The 16,846-nt window shown below is 69.3% G+C and carries 13 protein-coding genes and 1 pseudogene; 7 read left to right on the top strand and 7 right to left on the bottom strand.

Annotated elements, in window-relative coordinates; translation table 11 throughout:
- Window positions 1-97 precede the first annotated feature (97 nt).
- The 5 genes from ACZ67T_RS31185 to ACZ67T_RS31205 all read right to left on the bottom strand — a co-directional run bounded on the left by ACZ67T_RS31185 (window position 98) and on the right by ACZ67T_RS31205 (window position 5,433).
- A complete protein-coding gene (locus tag ACZ67T_RS31185; RefSeq protein WP_469988334.1) occupies window positions 98-985 on the bottom strand; it encodes a carbohydrate ABC transporter permease in 888 nt (295 codons plus the stop codon).
- Entirely contained in the window at window positions 982-1,968 is a 987-nt protein-coding gene (locus ACZ67T_RS31190; protein ID WP_469988335.1) for a carbohydrate ABC transporter permease, read from the bottom strand. Before ACZ67T_RS31190 ends, ACZ67T_RS31185 begins: the two co-directional genes overlap by 4 nt.
- Before the next feature lie 4 nt (window positions 1,969-1,972).
- Window positions 1,973-3,214 carry an extracellular solute-binding protein gene (locus ACZ67T_RS31195; RefSeq protein ID WP_469988336.1) on the bottom strand — a complete coding sequence of 414 codons (1,242 nt, stop codon included), beginning with the start codon at window positions 3,212-3,214 and terminating at the stop codon, window positions 1,973-1,975.
- Between the two features lie 154 nt (window positions 3,215-3,368).
- Window positions 3,369-4,424, bottom strand: a complete 1,056-nt coding sequence (locus tag ACZ67T_RS31200) for a LacI family DNA-binding transcriptional regulator (RefSeq protein WP_469988337.1) — start codon at window positions 4,422-4,424, stop codon at window positions 3,369-3,371.
- A gap of 166 nt (window positions 4,425-4,590) precedes the next feature.
- A complete protein-coding gene (locus tag ACZ67T_RS31205; protein WP_469988338.1) occupies window positions 4,591-5,433 on the bottom strand; it encodes a phytanoyl-CoA dioxygenase family protein in 843 nt (280 codons plus the stop codon).
- Between the two features lie 170 nt (window positions 5,434-5,603).
- Here ACZ67T_RS31205 and ACZ67T_RS31210 point away from each other — a divergent pair, with 170 nt between their 5' ends.
- The 3 genes from ACZ67T_RS31210 to ACZ67T_RS31220 all read left to right on the top strand — a co-directional run bounded on the left by ACZ67T_RS31210 (window position 5,604) and on the right by ACZ67T_RS31220 (window position 11,596).
- The gene (locus tag ACZ67T_RS31210; RefSeq protein WP_469988339.1) at window positions 5,604-6,461 is read left to right on the top strand and encodes an AraC family transcriptional regulator; all 858 of its coding nucleotides are present in this window, start codon (window positions 5,604-5,606) and stop codon (window positions 6,459-6,461) included.
- A gap of 366 nt (window positions 6,462-6,827) precedes the next feature.
- Complete coding sequence (locus ACZ67T_RS31215) at window positions 6,828-11,102, top strand: S8 family serine peptidase (protein ID WP_469988340.1); 4,275 nt, start codon at window positions 6,828-6,830, stop codon at window positions 11,100-11,102.
- A gap of 110 nt (window positions 11,103-11,212) precedes the next feature.
- On the top strand, window positions 11,213-11,596 hold the full coding sequence (locus tag ACZ67T_RS31220) for a hypothetical protein (RefSeq protein ID WP_469988377.1): 384 nt from the start codon (window positions 11,213-11,215) through the stop codon (window positions 11,594-11,596).
- A gap of 146 nt (window positions 11,597-11,742) precedes the next feature.
- On the opposite strand, the pseudogene ACZ67T_RS31225 reads toward ACZ67T_RS31220, so the two are convergent.
- A pseudogene (locus tag ACZ67T_RS31225) lies at window positions 11,743-11,961 on the bottom strand (maleylpyruvate isomerase family mycothiol-dependent enzyme); the annotation flags it as partial.
- Between the two features lie 184 nt (window positions 11,962-12,145).
- On the opposite strand from ACZ67T_RS31225, the gene ACZ67T_RS31230 reads away from it, so the two are divergent.
- Window positions 12,146-13,045 (top strand): bifunctional helix-turn-helix transcriptional regulator/GNAT family N-acetyltransferase, encoded by a 900-nt coding sequence (locus ACZ67T_RS31230; RefSeq protein ID WP_469988341.1) that lies wholly within the window; start codon window positions 12,146-12,148, stop codon window positions 13,043-13,045.
- 142 nt (window positions 13,046-13,187) lie between these two features.
- Here ACZ67T_RS31230 and ACZ67T_RS31235 read toward each other — a convergent pair whose 3' ends face one another.
- Entirely contained in the window at window positions 13,188-13,673 is a 486-nt protein-coding gene (locus ACZ67T_RS31235; protein WP_469988342.1) for a nucleoside deaminase, read from the bottom strand.
- A 492-nt stretch (window positions 13,674-14,165) separates the two neighbouring features.
- On the opposite strand from ACZ67T_RS31235, the gene ACZ67T_RS31240 reads away from it, so the two are divergent.
- From ACZ67T_RS31240 to ACZ67T_RS31250, 3 genes are all read left to right on the top strand, one after another.
- Entirely contained in the window at window positions 14,166-14,777 is a 612-nt protein-coding gene (locus ACZ67T_RS31240) for a helix-turn-helix domain-containing protein (protein WP_469988343.1), read from the top strand.
- A 763-nt stretch (window positions 14,778-15,540) separates the two neighbouring features.
- Complete coding sequence (locus ACZ67T_RS31245; RefSeq protein WP_469988344.1) at window positions 15,541-16,014, top strand: hypothetical protein; 474 nt, start codon at window positions 15,541-15,543, stop codon at window positions 16,012-16,014.
- A gap of 216 nt (window positions 16,015-16,230) precedes the next feature.
- Window positions 16,231-16,722, top strand: a complete 492-nt coding sequence (locus ACZ67T_RS31250; RefSeq protein ID WP_469988345.1) for a nucleotidyltransferase domain-containing protein — start codon at window positions 16,231-16,233, stop codon at window positions 16,720-16,722.
- Window positions 16,723-16,846 lie beyond the last annotated feature (124 nt).

Here is a 16,846-nt window from a genome sequence, read left to right on the forward strand (position 1 = left end):
GGTCCGCCTCTCGAATGGATGCGCATACATTCATGGCGTACGGATTCACCGGTTCCCGTCCCCGTGGCGTGGGACGGGAACCGGCCGGAGGGAAGGGCTACTTCAGCCCGGCGGTGGCGATGCCCTGAGTGAAGAAGCGCTGGAGCAGGACGAAGACGAGCAGCACCGGCAGCACCACGAGGAAGGCGCCTGCCATCAGGACGCCGTTGGAACCGTCGGCCTGGGTCGGGTCCGTGGCGAAGGTGGCGAGGGCGACCGGCAGCGTGTACTTGCCCGGGTCGTTGGTGGCGACCAGCGGCCACAGGAAGTTGTTCCACGAGCCGAGGAACACGAAGATCGACAGCGTCGCCAGGGCCGGCTTGACCAGCGGCAGCACGATCCGCCAGAAGATGAACCACTCGCGGGCCCCGTCCATCCGCGCCGCCTCGAGCAGCTCGTCCGGGATGGCCTGGATGAACTGCCGCATCAGGAAGACACCGAAGGCACCGGCCGCGAACGGCAGGATCAGGGCGGCGTAACTGTCGATCAGCCCCATCGCGCTCATCATCACGAACATGGGCAGCAGCATGAGGTTGCCGGGCACCATCAGGGCGCCGAGCACGACACCGAAGATCGGCCGCTTCCCGACGAAGTTCAGCTTCGCCAGCGCGTAGCCGAGCATCGAGCAGAACAGCAGATTGCAGACGGTCACGAACACGGCGACGAGCAGGGAGTTGAAGAACGCCTGCCCCACGTCCATCCGGTCGAGCAGTTCCCGGAAGTTCTCCAGGGTCCACTCGGTCGGCAGCCACACCGGCGGACTCGCGCCCAGCTCCCGCTGCGTCTTGAAGGACGACAGCGCCATCCACAGGAACGGCGCGACCGTCACGATCAGCCCGAGGGTGAGCAGGACGTACACGAGTGTCCGACGGGCCCGGGCGGCCGGATCCCGCCGCGGCTTCGTCGCCGGGGCCGTGAGCGGAGCCCGGGTCTCAGTCGTGCTCATGACGTCTTGTCCTTCAGGAGACGGAGCTGGAGCGTGGTGATCGCAAGGACGATCACGAACAGGACGTACGCCATGGCGCTGGCGTAACCCATGTGGAAGAAGTCGAAGCCCTCGCGGTACATGTGCAGCGAGATCGTCAGGGTGCTGTCCGACGGGCCGCCGTCGGTCATCACGAACGGCTCCTCGAAGACGTTGAGGAAGCCGATCGTGGTCATGACGGCGACATAGAGCATGGTGGGCCGCAGCAGCGGCACCGTGATCCTTCGGAACTCCTGGAAGATCCCGGCGCCGTCGATCCGCGCCGCCTCCCGCACCTCCGACGGAATGGCCTGCAGGCCGGCGAGGAATAGCACCATCGCCGAACCCATGTTCCGCCACACGGCCATCACGATCAGCGAGGGCATCGCGAAGGTCTCGGAGCCGAGGAAGTCCGGTGTCTGGAAGCCGAGTTGGTGACCGAGGCCCGCGATCAGGCCCTCACTGGGATCGAGGACGAAGCGCCAGATCACGGCGACCGCCACGATGGCCGTGACGACCGGTGCGTAGAAACCGACCCGGAAGAAGGTGCGCAGCCGGTCGATTCCCGAGTTGAGCAGCACCGCGGCGGCCAGGCCGCTGCCGATGGTGAGCGGCACGCCGAGCACCACGAAGTAGGCCGTGTTGAACAGCGCCGTGACGAACTTGTCGTCCTGGAACAGCTTCGTGTAGTTGTCCAGACCCACGAACTGCGCCGACAGCGGATCAGTGACGTTGCGCAGGCCGAAGTCGGTGAAGCTCATCAACAGCGTGGCCACGATCGGGAACGCCATGAAGGTGAGGAACAGCACCAGGAACGGTGTGGAGAACAGCCAGCCGGCCAGATTGTGGCGGGACAGCCGGTCCCGACGGCGCCGGGCGGGCCCGGCGCCGTCCCCCTGGGCCTTCGGCACCACTGCGTCCTGCCCGGCACCCGGCGCACCGGCCTGTGCGGTGGTGGTGCTCATGGGGTCAGCCCACCAGCCCCGCGGCCGTCTTCTGCAGCGCCTTCGCGGTCGCCGCCGGGTCCGCACCCTGCGAGATCTTCGCCAGGGCGCCCTCGACGGCCGCGGCGAACTCGTTCCACTTCTCCAGCGGCGGGATGGCCTTCGCCGTGTCGAGCGAGGACTTGAAGGTGGCGAGCGACTCGCCGCCGTTCTGGAGGGCGGGCTCGTCCCAGGCGGCCTTGACGGCCGGCAGCGCCTTGTCCGCCTCGTACCACTTGGCCTGCGTCTTGGGCGTGGTGAGGAACTTGGTCAGCTCCTCGGCCGCCGCCTTGTGCGCGCTGTCCTTGAACGTGACCAGGGAGGCGCCGCCGACCCAGGAGGTCGAGGTCTTGTCCGCGGGGACGGGCACGACCTTGTACTTGTCCTTGAGCTGCGGCTGCTGGTCGGAGATGTTGCGCACCATCCATGGACCGTTCTGGAACATCGGCCGCTTGCCGGAGGCGAAGTCCTTGGTGACGTCGTACCCGGGCGTGAAGGTCTTCTTGGCCAGGCCCTTCTTGAAGTAGCCGGCCCACTCGGTGAACGCACGGATCGCCGCAGGGGAGTCGAGGGCCGGCTTGCCGTCCTTGCCGATCAGCTCGCCACCGGCCGAGTACAGGTACTGCACCCAGCTCTGCCAGGCACCGGAGCTGCTGGGCTGCAGGTCCGTGCCCCACTCGGCGCCCGCCTTCTTGTAGGCGGTGGCAAGGGCCTGCTGGTCCTTCCACGTGGTGGGGGCCTTGTCGATCCCGGCCTTCTCGGCGAGGTCGGTGCGGTAGTAGAGCGCGCGGGTGTCGGCGTACCAGGGAACGCCGTACGCGGTCCCGTCCTTGACATTGCTGTCCCAGGTGGCGGGGAAGAAGTCGGACTTCTTGAACGTCTTGGCGTCCACCGGCTCCAGGGCGTCCAGGGCGATGAACTCGCCCATCATCGTGGAGCCCATCTGTGCCACGTCCGGCAGCTTCTTGCCGGCGATGGCCGACACCAGCTTCTGGTGCACGACGTCCCAGCCCACCGGGGTCACCTTGACGGTGATGTTCGGGTGCTCCTTGGTGAACTCGTCGGTGACCGCCTTGAGGCGGGTGCCCTCCTCGCCCATGGCCCACACCGTGAGCGTTTGCTTCTTGTCCGCTGCCACCTGCGCGCCCCCACCGCTTCCGCAGGAGGTCAGGGCGAGCGCTGTCACCATCACGGTCGCGGCGACGCTGACGGACTTGGTGCGTGTCATGGGGCCCTCCAACACATTCATGTAAGCGCTGTACGTAAGCGCATACATGACCTTGTAGTACTGGGCGGACCGACTCAAGAGGTCTGGAGGTAACGCTTCCGTAAACGTGCGGACATCAGTGAACGCGGAGCTGACAAAGGGCTGTTACCCGGCCTCAAACGGTGCTTTCCGGTGCGCAACCGCAGCTCGTTCGTCGGGTCACCGTCACCGGCAGCACGCGCAGCTCGGCCGCCCGGTCGCGCTCGTGGAGCCGGGCGATCAGCAGCTCCACCGCCACCTCGCCCAGGTGGCCGGTGGGCTGTCGTACGGTCGTCAGCGTCGGCCGCACCAGACGACTCAGCGGGATCCCGTCGAAGCCGGTCACGGCGATGTCGTCCGGGACGGAGACCCCGCGCGCCTCCAGGGCGTGCAGCGCGCCCACCGCCATCTGGTCGTTGGCGAAGACCAGTCCGTCGGGTACGGGCTCGTCCCGGTCCAGTAGCTCCAGCGCCGCCTTGCGGCCCGCGGCCTGGGTGAGGTCGCCTCTGGTGTCGGGCGCCTGCGGCAGCGGCAGTCCGGCCTCCAGGTGGGCGGCCTGGTAGCCGCGGAAGCGGGCCTCGCCGTCCGGCGAGTCCGCCGGGCCGCCGGCAAAGGCCAGACGGCGCAGTCCGTGGTCGACGATCAGATGCCGCGTCAGCTCCAACTGGCCGTCGAAGTTGGCCACTTCGACATGGTCGTAGCCGGTGTGCCGCTCGCCGGCCAGCAGGACGACGGGCTGCCGGCGCCCCACGACATCGAGGTCCTCCTCGGTCAGCGACTGCGCGAGCACGGCCAGGCCGTCCACGCGCCCCGCCACCTCGGCCAGTTGCCGGCCGGCCTGGTCGGCGTGCGCGGCCGAGATCAGCAGCGCGTAGCCATGGCGCCGCGCCGCGCGCTCCATGCCGCGGATGACCTGGTCGGAGTAGAGAACCAGCTCGGCGTCCTCGGCGCCGGGGGCGTGCTCCGCCTCGGTGTCGTGGAAGTCGGGGAAGCAGAGTCCCAGGACCCCGGTCGCCCGGCTGGCGAGCCCGCGAGCGCTGCCGCTCGGCACATAACCGAGTGCGCGCGCCGCGGCCAGGACCTTGTCGCGGGTCGCCGCCCGGACCGCGTCGGGGCTGCGGTAGACGCGCGACACGGTCGCGATGGAGACGCCGGCCTGTTCGGCGACGTCATACACCGTGGGAGTGGTCATCTTGCTGTCTCGCCTCGCCCTTCGCCCCGCACCGCGTCGTGTGCCCGGCTGCCCGCCATCGTTCCTGAAAGCGCATTCAGCCTACGGTCGGGGCGGGTGCCGGGGCAAGATACCAGGTGTCGGGCGGTGGCGGCCGGTGATCTCTCGGCGCATGGGCGCGGTGCTGTCAGTGGCGCGCGTCGTACAGCACGGGGTTGAGATGGGTGTCCGGGACCTGGCCGATCCTGGTGCCGGGCATCCAGCCACGGTCGGCGGCCTGATGGTCGTTCGTGGGCTCGGCGACGCGGATGTCGGCGTCCATGTAGATCACCGTCATGACACGGCGCGGGACGTCGGCCCGGTTCGGCCCCGCGTGGTGGAAGGTCCATCCGCGGTGGAAGCTCGCGTCGCCGAGCGCGAACGGCTCCGTGACGTCCTCGAAGTTCTGCTCCGTGACGATCTCCTTGAGGCGGGCCTCGGACTCATCGGAAATGGGCAGGTCACGGCCGTACGCGAAGTGGTGGCTGCCGCGGGCGAAGGCGAGCGGGCCCATCTCCATGGGGGTTTCCTGCAGCGGCAGCCACACGGTCAGGCAGCGGTCGGAGGACAGCGGCCAGTAGTACTGATCGGCGTGCCAGGGTGTGATGCCGCCGGACGGCTCCTTGTACAGCGCCTGGTCGTGGTAGAGCCGCACCGCGTGCACACCGAGCAGTTCGGCGGCGATGCGTGCGAGACGCCGGGAGAACACCAACTCCTGCACCTTCCCGCTGTGTTCCCAAAGATTTGTCACCTGGAGGAACGCCTTGCCGTAGGTGTCACGCTCCGCCAGCGGCAGGTTCTGGGTGTTGAGCCGGATCACCTCCGAGGTGACCGTCGGCTCGTACGCGGCGATCGTCTCGGGTGTGAGCACGTTCCGCAGATGCACGAAGCCGTCCCGGTTGAAGTCCGCCACGGCGGTCGAGGCCAGGCCGTCGTAGGGGCGGTCGAGCTCCGGCATCGCCGACGTCGTCGTAACGGTCCTCACGGTCATGGCGGACTTCTCCTCGCTGTATCGATGTGGTGCTGGTCCCGGCTGGTCCCGCGGGAGGCAGGTCTCCACGGTCGCAGCGGATGCCTGCGGGGGCTACGCCACCAATGCCCTGTTCCGGTACTCGGTTGCCCCGCAAGCGGCGAGCCCCCGCCTGCGCTAGCCTGCCCGCCGTGAAACCGCGCCAGGAACAATGGAGCCTCCCGGAAGACACCACCTTCACATGCTTCATCCGGCGCGAGAGCGCCTTCGACTTCGGCTGGCACTATCACGCCGAGTACGAACTCGTGCTGATGACCGAGGGATCAGGCACGCGCTACGTGGGTACCACCGTCGAGCCGTACGCACCCGGGGACCTGATGTTCATCGGCCCCGACGTGCCCCACACCTTCGTCTCCCGGCCGCACCCCGACCGCGTCGCCGAGGCCGCCGTCGCCCAGTTCCGCTACGACTTCCTCGGTCCCGACTTCTTCGCCCTGCCGCAATTCCGCGCAGTGCGCACACTGCTGGAGCGATCCGCTCGCGGCCTCCTGTTCACCCGGACCCCGGACGTCGTGCGCACGCGGCTCATCGGCCTGCCGGAACTGCACGACAGCGCGGCGGCCACGGTCGCCCTGCTCGATGTCCTGTGCCGTCTCGCCCACCGGGCCGACGAAGCCACCCCGTTGACCAGGCCGGGGTACGCACCCGCGCCCGACACCGAGGCGCGCCGACGCGTCGACGACGTCTGCCGCCACCTGCAGCGGGCGCACACCCGGCCGGTCGAGCTCGTCGAGATCGCCGCGATCGCGCACATGGCGCCGACCTCGTTCAGCCGCTTCTTCCGTCGCACCATGGGCCGCACCCTCACCGACTACGTCAACCAGCTGCGTACCGAGACCGCTTGCCGACTGCTGGCGACAACCGAGCTGCCCGTCACGGAGGTGGCGGCGCGCAGCGGATATCAGAACCTCTCCAACTTCAACCGCCGCTTCCTGGAGCTCCGACGCATGCGGCCGAGCGAGTACCGGGCAGCCCACATGCCCAGGTGAGCCGGGGCGGCGCCGCCCGCGTGCCGTGGTCCGGCGCCTCAAGATCCACGGTTCCGGCCGGTACTCCGGTTTTCGGGCTGGGACACCAGTCGTGTTCTGGGTACCGCTCCCATCCGACAGACAGGCCCAGGTCCCATTGGTGTGATGGACCCTTCTGCGGTCATACCCGGCCGGCGATCAGTCGGGCCGCCATCCCGTCCGGCACACCTCCGGTCGCAGGTGCCAGGGCCTACGGCCGTCGGCGTCGCCCCACGAGGAGTGGCGGCTTAGCGACGTGGCGAGAAGCCGTCACCACGCATTGCTGCGCCGGGTGCGTCCGGCTGGTAGACCCGGGGGACACATGTGCACCCTGGGAAGGACATCTGTATGCCCCGTCAACTGACCCGCCGCAGACGCGGGTTGACCGCCTCAGTGCTTGCGGCCGCCATGACCGGTTCCCTGATGGGTCTGTCGGCACTGCCGGCCCAAGCGGCCACCGTGCCCCACCCGTTGGGGACGGGTGTGGCCGACAGCCCCAAGAAGGCACTCAAGTCCCGCCACGACAAGCTCGGTTCGCACGACCGCACGCTGTTGCAGAAGGCCGAGAGCAAGAAGGCGAAGTCGGTCACCGTGCTGGTCGCCACCGCCCAGGGAGACACCGAGGCCCTGCGTGAGAAGGTGACCCAACTCGGCGGCCGGGTGGGTGAGTTCTCCGACCGTCTGGGCTACGTACGCGCCACCCTGCCGACGGGCAAGGTCACCGCCCTCGCCGGCCTGTCCTCGGTGCGCGCCGTCGACCTCAACGAGACGTTCAGGATTCCCGATCCGTCGCCGGTCACCGCAGCCGACGAGAAGTCCCGGGCGAGCACCGGAATCACCCCGGCCGCTCCCGGCGAGAACACCCCCGCCGACAACCCCTATCTGCCCACCGGCGAGACCGGCGCCACCGACTTCGCCGCCGCGCACCCCGCCTGGGACGGCCGAGGGGTGACGGTCGGCATCCTCGACACCGGTGTCGACGGCGCACATCCTGCGCTGCAGAAGACCTCGACCGGCAGCGCGAAGATCAAGAACTGGGTGACGGCGACCGACCCGGTGACCGACGCGGACCCGACGTGGCTCCAGATGAGCCACAACGTCACCGCGGTCGGCGGGACATTCCGCTACGGCGGTGTGGACTACAAGGCTGCCGACGGCACCTACGAGTTCCAGATCTTCGACGAGGACACCACCTACAGCAGTGAGCTGCGGGGCGACATCAACCGGGACGGCGACTACAAGGACAGCTTCGGCGTCCTGTACCGCAAGTCGGATCACAGGATCTGGGTCGACGCCGACCTCGACCGCACCTTCGGTGACGGCGACGTCGTCGAGCCGTACGCGAAGAGCGGAAGGTTCGCCTCCTTCGGTGAGGACGATCCGGACACAGCCGTCGCCGAGTCCATGCCGTTCACCGTCGAGTACCGGGACGACGTGGACCTGTCGGCCCGCGGCGGCACCAGCGTCGGCAAGAGCGCCGACTTCGTGAACATAGGCATCGTCGCCGGCTCGCACGCCACGCACGTCGCCGGGATCACGGCCGGCAACGGCCTGTTCGGCGGCCGCATGAACGGTGCCGCGCCGGGCGCGCAGATCGTCTCCGAGCGTGTCTGCCTGTTCGCCTCGGGCTGTACGTCCTACGCCCTCGCTGAGGGCATGATCGACGCCGTCGTGAACCAGCACGTCGACGTCGTCAACCTGTCGATCGGCGGCCTGCCCGCGCTCAACGACGGCAACAACGTCCGGGCCGTGCTCTACAACCGGCTCATCGACGACTACGGCGTCCAGATCGTGTCGTCGGCGGGCAACGACGGTCCGGGGATGAACACCGTCGCCGACCCTGCCGTGTCCGACAAGGTGCTCGCGGTGGGCGCGTCCGTCAGCAAGGACACCTGGTGGGCCGACTACGGCTCGCGGGTGACGGCGCGTCAGTCCCTGTTCCCGTTCTCGGCGCGCGGACCGCGTGAGGACGGCGGCATGAAGCCGGAAATCGTCGCCCCGGGTGCCGCGGTGTCGTCCATACCGACGTGGATGCCGGGCGAGGGCGTCCCGGAGGCAGGCTACGAACTTCCTGCGGGATATGGCATGTTCAACGGTACGTCGATGGCGTCGCCGCAGGTGACGGGTGACGTCGCGCTGCTGCTGTCGGCCGCCTCCGCCACCGGCACGAAGGTGACGCCCGCCGCGGTGCGCACCGCGCTGATGAGCTCGGCGACGTTCCTCGACGACCAGCCCGCGTACGCACAGGGCGCGGGTCTCGTCTCCGTTCCGGCGGCGTGGAAGCTGCTCGCGAAGCGCGTCGACCCGACCGCGTACACCGTGCGGGCCCCCGTCTGTGGTGCGCTCGCCGGGATGCTCGCCACCCCGAAGTCCGGCACCGGTGTGTACAACCGGTGCGCGGCGAGCGACGGCGGCCAGCAGGTCGACCGGGTCAAGAACTACGACGTCCAGCTGACCCGCACCGGCCCGGGCAGTGGCCGCGCCGAGCTGTCGTGGGTGGGCAACGACGGGACGTTCAGTGCGCCCAAGTCGGTGGGGCTCAACGACGGCAAGGCCGCCACGGTCACCGTGCGGGCGCACGCCAAGTCGGCCGGCGCCCACTCGGCGCTGCTGCGCGTCGACGACCCGGCAACACCCGGTGTCGACCGGTTCGTCCCGGTGACCGTCGTGGCCGGCGCAGACCCGGCGAAGCCGTCGTACTCGGTCTCCGGCCAGGGGCGGGTCGCGCGCAACGCGACGCGGTCGGTGTTCGTCACGGTGCCCGAGGGCGCGGCGGCGCTCAAGGTCGACCTGAGCGGCGTCGAGGGCGACAGCCAGACCCGCTTCCTCGCTGTCGACCCGCAGGGCATGCCCGTGGAGGACAGCGCGGTCAGCCGTTGCTACACACACTTCTCCGACCCCGCGGACTGCAACGCGAACTCGCGCACGTACGAGCAACCGATGCCCGGCGTCTGGGAGTTCGAGGTGGAGTCACGGCGCACGTCGCCGGTCCAGGAGAACCCGTACCGCCTGACCGCCACCGTGCTGGGGGCCACGTTCGACCCCGCGTCGTCGGTGATCGACGAGGCCGCCGTCCATGCGCCCACCGAGAAGGCGTTCACCGCCGTCAACCGGTTCGCGCCGGTGACCGCGCACGCCACGGGCGGCGCCCTGGGCGCACTGTCACAGGCCCACCCGACCGTCACCGACCAGTCGATGACGGGCAAGCAGATCACGGTGCCGCGCGACGCGACCCGTCTCGAGGTGTCGATGGGCAACGCCTCCGACCCGGACGCCGACCTCGACCTGTACCTGATCGCCCAGTCCGGCGCGCTCGTCGCCTCCTCCACCAACGGCGGCTTCCGTGAGTCGCTGACCGTGAAGGACCCGAAGCCCGGCTTCTACTTCCTGTACATCGCGGGCACCGATGTGCCGTCCGGTTCCACCGCGTTCGACATCCAGGACACGATGTTCTCGAAGTCGCTGGGCGCGGTGACGGTGGACGACGACAAGCCGGTGAAGCTGGCCTCCGGCCGGTCGCTGAAGGTCGCCGGGCGGCTCGTCGCCGAGACCGCGCCCCCTTCGGGCAGGCGTCTCGTCGGCCGCTTCTCGCTGGCGAGCGACGCCGGTACACCGCTGGGCAGCGCGGACGTGCTGCTCGGCAAGGTCACCCAGCCGACGGCCGACGTCACGGCGTCGTTCGGCCCCGCCGTCGCGTTCGGCATGGACGACCAGGGTCACATTGTGGGCTCCCAGCAGGTGTCCGGCGCCACCCGGCCGATGCGCTGGGACGCCGAGCACGGCGTCACCCTCCTCGACAACACCGGCCTGCGCAGCGGATACGTCTTGGGGCAGAGCGGCTCGGGGACGTGGGGCACCGGCCAGGTGACCCTTACGGAGGGCGGCACCCGTGCCGGCGTGTGGGACGCGGACGGCAAGCTCACCACGCTGCCGCTGCCCGACTGGGAGACGTACAGCTACGACCGGGGCTTCGCCGTCAACGACGCGGGCACGGTCGTCGGCAACGCCACCGGGTACATCAAGAACCCGGCGACCGGCGGCAACCTGCAAGTCAACGACGCCTTCACTTGGTCCGCGAAGGACGGCTTCCGCAAGCTGCCGCACCTGACCGACTCCCGCACGCTGACCGAGCCGATCGCCATCAACGACGCCGGTGTCGCCGTCGGCCACTCCTCCAAGGACGGCAGGCGCCGCGCCGTCAAGTGGAGCGCGGACGGCACGATCAGTGACCTGGGAACACTGCCCGGCATGGTCGACAGCACGGCCGAGTCGGTCAACTCCTCCGGTGAGATCGTCGGCACCAGCGGCGACGACGCGTTCGTCCTGAAGCCGGGCGGCACCATGACGCGGCTGCCCGACTTCGGGTTCAGCGCCAAGGCGCTGAAGGTGAACGACGACGGCTGGATCGTCGGCACCGCCGAACTCGAGCCCGACGCCACCACGGCCGTGGTGTGGGACCCGCAGGGCCGGATGTACGACCTCGGCGCGATGGTGGACCGCAACCACTGGGTGCCCACCGAGGGCATCGCCGTCAACAACCGCGGTGAGGTGGCGTTCTACGCGACCGACATCACGGCGCAGGGCTCGACGAAGATCGTGGTGGCCAAGCTGCCGGCCGTCTGACGACGGACGGACGCGACCGCGACCGACAGCGGCCCGCCTCTCCGGCATTCGTGCCGGAGAGGCGGGCCGTTCGACGTCCGCCGACAGTCTCCGAACATCCGGTTCTCGTCATGGCGGGAATTCGCCAGCGATCACCGCTGCGCCCGCGGCCCAACTGCACGGGGCGTGCCGATCTGCCGCTCCTGAACGTCTCCTTCGACGTCGACACCGATCTGCAGGGACAGGCCAGGGCGGGCCACCGTCTCGAACTGGGCCTGCGCTCGGCGACGTACGACGGCAGGACTGCCGCCGCGTCGGCGGCGTTGCAGGTCTCCTACGACGACGGGAAGACGTGGCAGGAAGCGAAGTTCAAGCGGATCGGCGACGGCCGCCGGACGACGGTGCTCGACGTGCCGGGGCCCGCGGGGTCGGTGTCGCTGCGCGCCTCGGCCGGGGCGCCGGGCGGGCTGACGGTCGAGCAGGAGGTGATCGGGGCGGTCGCACTGAAGAAGTGAGACCGTGCGCCCGGCATCACACCCAGTCGTGATGCCGGGCGTACCAGCCCAGTTGAAGGCGCGTGGTCGCTTCGGCCCGCGTCATCAGGGCCTGCAGGCGGCGCTGTGCGTTCCGCGCCGACAGCTGCACCTGCCCGGCGACCGCCGTGTCCGTCAGCCCGGCAAGGAGCAACCGCCAGGGCCAGGTCTTTCACGAAGCCGAGGCGAGTCGTGCGGGCCGTGTCGATCAGATGGGCGAGCACGTCGTGCACGGTCCACCCGTCACAGAGCGACGGCTTCCGCCACTGATCGTCACTGAGGTGCGAGAGGTCGTCGATCAGCGCCTCACGCTCGGCGTGCACCCTTGCCCAGACATCGTCCGGCACGGCTTCTCCTCTTACATAGGCGCGGAATCTGCCAGGTAGGACTTCGGGGACTACGGGAACCCATCGTCAGGCGAGCGGGGCACACGTTCCGTGACGAGCAGCCATTGGTGGGCGGCCCGGCCGGCGCACGAAGCCTGGAACCTCCGGCTGACCCGACCGTGATTAGCTGACTAAAGTCAGAGATATGGATGCGACGCAGATCGACGGGGTGCGGCGGTTCAACCGCACGGTCACCGAACGTGTGGGCGTGCTTCACGACCACTACCTGGGCCTCGACCGGCCTGTCGCCGAGGCGCGGCTGCTCTGGGAGATCGGCGTACAGGGCCGGGACGTACGGTGGCTGCGCGAGCGCCTCGGGCTCGACTCCGGATACGTCAGCCGGCTGCTGCGCTCCTTGGAGACGGACGGCCTCGTGACGGTGGAGCCGCAGCCCGGGGACAGGCGCGTGCGCACCGTACGTCTCACCGATGCGGGCCGCGCGGAATTCGCCGTGCTCGACCGGCGTAGCGACGAGTTGGCCGGCTCTCTCCTGGAGCCGCTCAATGCCGACCAGCGCGCCCGGCTCGTCGCCGCGATGGCCGAGGTCGACCGGCTCCTGACGGCCGCGACGGTCACGCTGGACGTGGTTGATCCGGAACGCCCGGACGCCCAGCACTGCCTGCGGTCCTACTTCGCGGAGATGCGGGAACGCTTCGAGACCGGATTCGATCCCGCGCGGAGCCTGCTGCCCGACGCGGGTGAACTCCGCCCACCGCACGGCCTGTTCCTGGTGGCCCGGCTCCACGGCGAGCCTGTCGGCTGCGCCGGTCTGAAGCTGCCGCCCGGCGCCCCGGCCGAGATCAAACGCATGTGGGTCGATCCCCGCACCCGCGGCCTCGGTCTCGGCCGCCGGTTCCTGGCGGAGCTGGAGGCGCGGGCCGCCCGGAACGGCTGCGACGTACTGCGCCTGGACACCAACAAGGCGCTCACGGCCGCGATCGGCCTGTACCACTCCTGTGGATTCCAGGAAGTCGCGGCCTTCAACGACGAGCCGTACGCGCACCATTGGTTCGAGAAGCGGATCACGACAGCACGGTCGGGATGAGTGCTTCGACGGACCGGTTGACCACTCGGAGAGCTCGGCCCGGAGCGGGGGGTGCTCGTCGCAACGGCGCCTCCGGGTTACACCGGCTGGTGCGGGTGGGCCCCGGCGCGTGCCGGGCCGCCGAGACGGCAGAGGCGGTCGGTCAGGCGTTGGATGCCCGTAGTGCGAGGCGCCGGTGCAACTCGTTGACCGCGGGTACGAGTTCGTCGACCGGCCCCTCGACCTCGACCGAGGGAGCGACCTCCTGGATGGTCAGGCTGCGCACGGGCGCCTGGGGGCGGCCCCAGTCGGCGAGCCACCCGGACAACTGGGCCGCAGAGGCCACGTACACGATGCGGCCCAGCCCGACCCAGGCGTGTGCGGCCGAGCACATCGGGCAGTGCTCACCGGAGGTGTAGACGGTGGCGGCGGCCCGCTCCTGGGGTGAGAGGTTCGCTGCCGCCCAGCGGGCGAGTTCGAACTCGGGGTGGAGGGTGGCGTCGCCGTCGGCCACCCGGTTGCGGTCCTCGGCGCGGACGGCTCCGGCGCCGTCCACAAGCACCGAGCCGAACGGCTCGTCCCCGGCTTCCAGCGCTTCGGCGGCCAACTCGACGCACCGGCGCAAATGGTCCATGTCGTGGGTGTCCATCAAAGCCCCTCCGGCGCTCGAAACAGATGCGCACGCCATGCTCACACAGGCCTCGGGCGGAGTCCCGCACCGGTGCGGTACTCGGCGGGTCTGCGGCGGTGCGATGGGCCACCGAGCGGCAGGCCCGCTGCCAGTCGCCGGCGACGTGGGCAGAGCCGGTCGAAGACGTCAGGTCCCGTCGGGTGACGACCCCTGACGTTCTGTCATCAAGGGTAATTCTGGGCATGGTTGGGCGCGGGCAACCCGCGGGGGAAGCCTCCGAGGCGGTCCGCTTCCGATGCGCGGTCGCTGCACTGGGCACCGTTCGAGCCGGCGGCACCGCAGCCGATGCCGCGATGTCGACAGTCCCTGGGGCGGTGCGTCGGTTGCGTACACGGAAGCCTTCACGGCCATGTCCTCGCACCCCTTCGCTCGGGCGTGCCGCCGGGCTTTCCGGGGCACCTCGTGAGAGAACGTAAACCTCACTTGCATGAAGAGCATAGAATTTTGCCTATGACGCAAAGCGACGGCGAGCTGGACAGTCTCGTACGCAAACGGATCCGCGCCCTGCGCGTGGCACAGGGCTGGTCCCTGGAGGAACTGGCCACCCGCGCCAACGTCAGCCAGTCAACGCTCTCCCGCATCGAGAACGGCCAGCGCCGCCTCGCCCTGGATCAGCTGGTCACCCTCGCCCGCGCTCTGGACACATCTCTCGACCAGCTCGTGGAGAACGCCTCCGACGACGTCATCACGAGTCCCGTGATCGACGCGGCCCACGGCATGATGCGCTGGCCCGTCAAGGGCGATCCGGGCATGAGCGTCGTGCGCCAGCGCATGACCGAACCACCGCCGGACAACCCCTCACGCATGCGCGCGCACCCCGGCCGGGAATGGCTCGTCGTCCTGTCCGGCACCGCGATCCTCATGCTGGGCCACCGCAGGTTCCGCGTCGAGACCAACCAGGCCGCCGAGTTTCCCACCATGCTCCCGCACGCCATCGGCGCCGAGGGCGGCCCCTGCGAAATCCTGGGCATCTTCGACCGCGACGCCCGCCGCGGCCACCAGCGTGACAGCGGCAGCAAAGGCGCCGGCGGCGACTTCGAACCGGGTGGCCCCTGCTCCTGAGCTCGTGCCTCGGCAGAAGTTGCGCTGTACACCCGCGCACACGGCCGCCCACACACCCGCCCAGCAGAATGCCGCCGACACCGGTGATCAGGACGGCGCCTCTGACCTGGACGCGGAAGTGCTCACCGCGCTCGGTTCACCGCCGTGGCCGGCCGCGCGGCAGCCGGCGTCGCCACGGCGGCGACGAGCACGGCGACCCTTGACGCGGGGTTCGGTGACCGACTGGAAGCGCGCGCATTTCCTGGGTCACTGCTGCAGGTCAGGGTTGGCGGGGAAGCGGTGCCCCCGGGCTCCGCGAGGACGGCAACGGTTGCCCCGGTCGGGGCAGTCCGTTCGCTTCAGGCCCGCCCGCGTGAGGTTGTGCCGCGGTTGCGGCCGGAACATCAGGTGGGTGGTCCGAAGGCTGTGTCACCAGCAGATTTGCCCGCCGTGAGGCGCTCGGTCGAGCCGGTCGACCGAGTCCGGCGCCGAGATGAATGCCCGCTCAAGATGACGTGGAGCGGATACGGAGTAGCGTTTATGACTGAGACCGCAACCCGGGACGCGCCACTTCGGCGAAGTCTTCTCGCGGTGGACAGCACGACTGTTGCTGCGGGGTTCGTGCGTGGAGCCGTACACGGCCGGCACGGCTGGTGAATGGCCACGGCGTGTCTTTCAATTTCCAGAGCGGTGACATTTCGACCGTGCGCCCGGATCCTTCTGGCGTGCGCGGCCATCCATCTCGCGTTCGGGTGCGCGAGACGATGGAAGGGAGAAAATTCTCATGCGAGCACTTCGCGTGAAGCGCCTCTTCGCGGTGACCGCCACCGGAGTTCTGATGGCGGGTGGCGCCGCGATCGGCACAGCGGGGACGGCCTCGGCCAACACGGGGACGATCCAAACCCACTCCCGCTACAACGACTGCTACAACCGTGGCTGGGGCTGGAACTGGAGCTGGCGGCACAACGACTGCCGCTATAACCGCGGCTACTACAACAACTACGGCTACGGCCGCGGTTACAACAACTACGGCTACGGTCGTGGTTACAACAACTACGGCTACGGCGGCTACGGCGGCTATGGCGGCTACGGCGGCTACGGCGGTTACGGCGGCGGTGGTTACGGCGGCGGTGACCACGGTGGTTACGGCGGCGGTGGCTACGGCGGCGGTGGCGGTGGCTACGGCGGCGGCGGTGGCGGCGGCTACGGCGGTGGCGGTGGCGGCGGCTACGGCGGAGGCGGTGGCGGCGGACGGTGACCGTCTGCCTTCCGAGAGAGCGGTGTGCGGCCCCGGTCCAGTGCCGGGGCCGCACACCGCCTCACTTCCGAACCCGCCCACACAGCGCGAGTGCGGCATCCGCGGGGGTAACGGTCGCACACGCCGGGTGAGCCCTTGGTGTGCTGTCCACAACGCAGCAGGGGACATGGAATTCATTCGCTGCCACAGGCGGATGCTTCTAATCTGCGTCGGGTGATGACAGCTGAGGACGTGCTGTGCGTTCTAACTCTTTTGCGACGGGCGAACGTTGACGCCTGGATCGGTGGAGGGTGGGGAATCGATGCCCTGCTCGGCGAGCAGACCCGAGAGCACCGCGACCTGGACTTGATGCACCGGCGAGACCAGGAAGCCGCCGCCCTGGGGGCACTTGCTGAGGCGGGCTTCGTGGAGAGTGTGGATGGGAGGCCCATCCGATTCGTCATGACAGCTGCGGACGGACGGGAGATCGACCTTCACCCGCTGGCCTTTTCCGACGACGGCTCGGCAGTGCAGGCATCACCTGAACCGCAGCGCCCTTTCACCTATCCCTTCTCGTGTTTCGTGACCGGCACCATCAAGGGAATGTCCGTCCCGTGCTTGTCCGCCGAGCAGCAGGTCTACTTCCACCAGGGATACGAACCGTCGGAACGCGATCGGCACGACATGGCACAACTGCGCCGCGCCTTCGGAATCACCACGCACTTCTGATGCGGCGCGTCGGGTCGGGGCCGTGTGGCGTCGCTTTGCGGCGGGGCCGGCGGGTGTTTGACGCGCGGGGTGGCTTTTCCACTCCGGCCGGCCCATCGGCGTACCTGCCATGCCTTGGCTCGTC

Source organism: Streptomyces sp. NPDC107517, assembly GCF_055582645.1.